The organism is Hymenobacter lapidarius (genome assembly GCF_001816145.1).
GTDB classification, from domain to species: Bacteria; Bacteroidota; Bacteroidia; order Cytophagales; family Hymenobacteraceae; genus Hymenobacter; species Hymenobacter lapidarius.
Genome location: NZ_MDZB01000173.1, coordinates 1 through 3,931, shown reverse-complemented (window position 1 = coordinate 3,931; position 3,931 = coordinate 1). Strand labels below are relative to the sequence as shown.

Annotated in this window: 2 protein-coding genes; one reads left to right on the top strand and one right to left on the bottom strand. The window is 63.5% G+C overall.

The features are described from left to right. Positions 1 to 28: 28 nt before the first annotated feature. The gene (locus tag BEN47_RS19335; RefSeq protein ID WP_083322613.1) at positions 29 to 3,097 is read right to left on the bottom strand and encodes a Tn3 family transposase; all 3,069 of its coding nucleotides are present in this window, start codon (positions 3,095 to 3,097) and stop codon (positions 29 to 31) included. Between the two features lie 193 nt (positions 3,098 to 3,290). On the opposite strand from BEN47_RS19335, the gene BEN47_RS19330 reads away from it, so the two are divergent. Continuing rightward, complete coding sequence (locus tag BEN47_RS19330) at positions 3,291 to 3,902, top strand: recombinase family protein (RefSeq protein WP_070730919.1); 612 nt, start codon at positions 3,291 to 3,293, stop codon at positions 3,900 to 3,902. The last annotated feature ends 29 nt before the right edge of the window (positions 3,903 to 3,931 follow it).

Genomic DNA, 3,931 nt, shown 5'->3' with positions numbered 1-3,931 from the left:
GGCCTTGGTTAAAAGTATGGTCCAAAAGTTAAGTGGACGGAGGCGGAGTTTGCTCCCAGTTGAAGGCGAAGAGGGCTTCGATGTCAAAGCGGAGGGAGTCTTTGAGGGCCTCACCTGAGAAGTCAAATTCGCCGTGCAGGTTGATGTGCTGCCAACTCACGGGCGAGCTGGCGGCAATGGCGTCGGCCACCGACTGGCGCTCGGCGGGTGGGGCCAGAAATAAGTATTGGTTTAAGTAGAGACAATTCCAGCACACAATCACATTCTGCACCAACTGTTTGCAGACGTCAGCCAACTGCTGCTCTTCCTTGCCGGCGTAGGGAATCTGGCCGTTTTGGCCGTAGAATACGGCCCGGGCGAAGGTATGGGTGCTCTCCAGCTTATCCAGCTGCTCGTCGATGCGCTTGCGCAGACTTTGGTCGTCCATGTAGCGGAGCAGAAACTCGGTGCGCACCACCCGCCCTAACTCGCGCAGGGCCAGGTAGACGGGGTGCTGCTGGGAGTAGGAATTGAGCCGGCGCAGCAGCGTGGAAGCCGTGACGTGCTTTTGCTTGAGGCTTACCACCAGCCGCAGCAGCGTGTCCCACTGGGCCGCGATAAGGGTGTGGTCGATGTACTTGACCGGGGCCAGGCCGTAGGCCGTCAGGTCGGGCACGTCCGTGCCGGCGAAGGCGTAGAGCTGCTGGTCCTGAAAGGATTGGATGCGCGGCGCGAATTCAATCCCCAGCAAGGCGGTGAGGGCGAAATTGACTTCCGTGAAGCCGTGGGTATCGGTGCTGTGGATGGTGGACTCGACGACGTCGTTGTGCAGCAAGCCATCCACCAGATAGGCGGCCTCGCGTTCGGACGAGCTAAACGTGGTCGAGTAGAAGAGCCGGTGGCGGTCGTCGAGAAAGCCGTAGGAAACGATGCCCTTCTCCTGGCCGAAATACTTGTACGAATGCGTAGCGTGAATCGAATCGACGGCCACGTAGTACTTCTGGCCATCGGAGGACGTGTGCACCGCCTCGGGGTGGCGTTGGAAGAGGCGGCTAACGGGCAGCTTGCCCGTCAGCGCGATAACCGCGTCGTTGGCCTGGCGCAGGTTGTCGAGCGAGAAATACCAATTGACTGTGTTTTCCAGCGCGGACTGGGCCACGTGCTTGGTGGCGTGGGCCATGCGCGTCAGGCCCAGGTTGCAGCCGTAGGCCATGACCCCGGCGAAGAAGACCCGCTCAGCGGGTCGGGCCGGCCGATTGCGCGGGCTCCAGTGCGTGAGGCAGTCGGTGAAGCGGCACTTCTGATTGACCGTGTGCAGCACCTCGTGCAGCGAAATCAGCCCCGGCCCGGGAAACAGCGGCCGCGCTACTGGGGCGTCCTCGTCCAGGGGCCGGGCCGGCGTCAGGAAGCGGGGTCGCCCGTTGGCGCGCGCCCGCACGCCGGGGTTGGTGCCGGCGTCCAGCCGCTCACAGGTGCGAGCGAAAGCGGTGGCCAGTTTGGCTTGCCACTCGCTCAACCAAGGCCCCGGCTCGCGAAGGTGCACGAGGTCCGTTTGCGCCAGCAACGCGTCCCGCTGCTGCTCCCACGTGGCGGCCTCCAGCAGGTAGGTGTCGAAGGGGCGGTAGCGCAGCGAGTGGGCCAGGTTCAGCTTGCCGGCTTTCAGATGGTCGGCCACATGGCCGGCCAGCAGGGCCTTGTACAGGGAAACGGGGCTTTCGGCCAGCGCCAGGGCGGCCCGTTCCGCGGCTTTCAAAAAGGTCGTCGGGGGCTGAGCGCTCACCTGTCCGTCCCGCGCCCGGTACTGGGCAAGGGCCTGCGCCAGCGGGCTATCGGCCGCCCCTTCGTAGCCCACGCGGCGCAAAATCTCGCCCAGCCGGCGCTGGAGGGCGCGCGAGCGCTCCTCCACGACCTGATAATACGGGCCGATGCGACTGCCTCCGCCGCCTTTGCGTAACTGCTGCGCCGTGTGGCCCAGTTGCGCAAAATCCGCCACGGCCGGGGTTTGCAACCAAGCCAGCAAGGCCGTCACCTTCTCCTCGTTGGTGCGCGCAAACGAAAAGGCGACTTCTTCCAACCGCGCCAGCGCCACCCCATGGCTGACCACGCCTTCCAGCACCTGGCGCAGCTGGCCGGCCGAGTCCTGCTGCTGGCGGTAGACGCGCGCCTGCGTTTCCCGTTGGGCGGCGTTGCGGTGGGTTTGCACGGCCTGCAGCAGCGTTTCGGTCAGCAGGTCGCCGACCTGGTAGTACTGGTAGACCACGAAGCAGAGCACCATCAGGTACTTCTTGTCGGCCTGCTGCTGCACCTGAAAAACCTGCGTCCGCTCGACGTAGCGGGCATAGTAGCGCACGACCTCCTCCGATAAGTCCAGGGCCTGCACCACGGGGTGCACCTGGGTGAACAGCGTCTGCAGCACGGCGTAGTCCTGCACGTTGGCGCGGATAGCCGTTGGGCGCATCAGCTCCAGGCTGCGCTTGAGCGTGGTCAGGCGGTAGGGCCGGTGCGAATGAGCTGGGGCATCTTCTTCCGTGGTAAACAAGGTGTCCAGCTGCTGGCGCACGGCCGGCGTTAGGTAGCGTGCGAGCTGCGTGACGAGCTGTTGCTCGACCGTGCGGAAGGCCTCCGTGACGAAGCCGGCCAGCGCCGCGTAGGTCGGCACTTCCCAGCGATGGGCGCGGATGTAATCGGCGGCGGAGTGAAACACCGCCACCGGGTTCATCTGCTGGCGGGCAAAATGCGTCACTTGCTGCCGCACGGCGGCTTCGACCTGCTCGAAGGGCGGTACCCCGAATTGCAGCAGAATCTGCTCCCGGTGGTAGAAGCGGGTGACCTTGTCGTAGCGCGCCCACTCGACCGCTCCCAAGTGGTAACGCTGCTGCACGTACGCCTGGTCGGCCGGCAGAAATCGGTCAACGGGAAAGAAGCGCCCGGTCGCCTTGAAGTAGCCGACTTGCAACACGAAGCCGCCCCGGCTGTGCGGCGCCAGCAGCGTATCCAGAAACTGGGTAGCCCAGTCGGGCAAAGCGAAGAAGAGTAGCCGTTGCGGCGGATTGAAGACCGGGGGCTGGTCAAACATGCGACGCTGGGTCGCATCGAGTAAAGGCAAGTGGCGGGCCATTAGGAGGGGAATAAATCCTAAAAGTAGCCCCCTGGCCTGTACAGTAAAACGAACGTATTTCTGTACAAGTCGACAGGCGAGGTCCGCCAAGGCAAAGCCACGCCAAAACTAACCGATTTGGTACAGAAAACTTGTTCAGCAATCAAAGTACAAAAAAGGGTACCTTCGCAACGGATAACCTGTACTTTACCCCATGAAAATCGGCTACGCTCGGGTCTCCACCCGCGACCAGCACCTGGAACTGCAACTCGATGCCCTGAACAAAGCGGGCTGCGAAACCATCTACCAGGAGAAGGTCTCGGGCGCCAGCACCACCCGCCCCGAATTGGAACGCCTGCTGACGCAGCTGCGCACCGGCGACACGGTCTACATCTACAAGCTCGACCGGTTGGGGCGCTCGCTCAAGCACCTGCTGCAGGTGGTGGGCGACTTCCAGCAATTGGGGGTGGGCCTGGTTTCCCTCACCGACGCCATCAACACGACCTCTGCCCAGGGGCGGCTCGTGTTTAACCTGTTTGCCTCCCTGGCCGAGTTCGAGCGGGAGCTGATTCGCGAGCGCACCCACGCCGGGCTAGCCGCGGCCCGCGCCCGGGGCCGGGTCGGCGGCCGCCAGCGGGGCCTCTCCGAGCAGGCCGAACGCACGGCTATCATCGCCGAAACGCTCTACCGTGAGCAGCAGCTCGGTGTCAACGAGATTGCCCGGCGTCTGGACATCTCCAAGGTCACCCTCTACAAGTACTTACGCCACCGAAAGGTGGTCATCCACGCGCACCGAAAGGCGGCAGCTGCCAAGGCCACCGATTAACTTTTGTACCAAACTTTTAACCAAGGCCA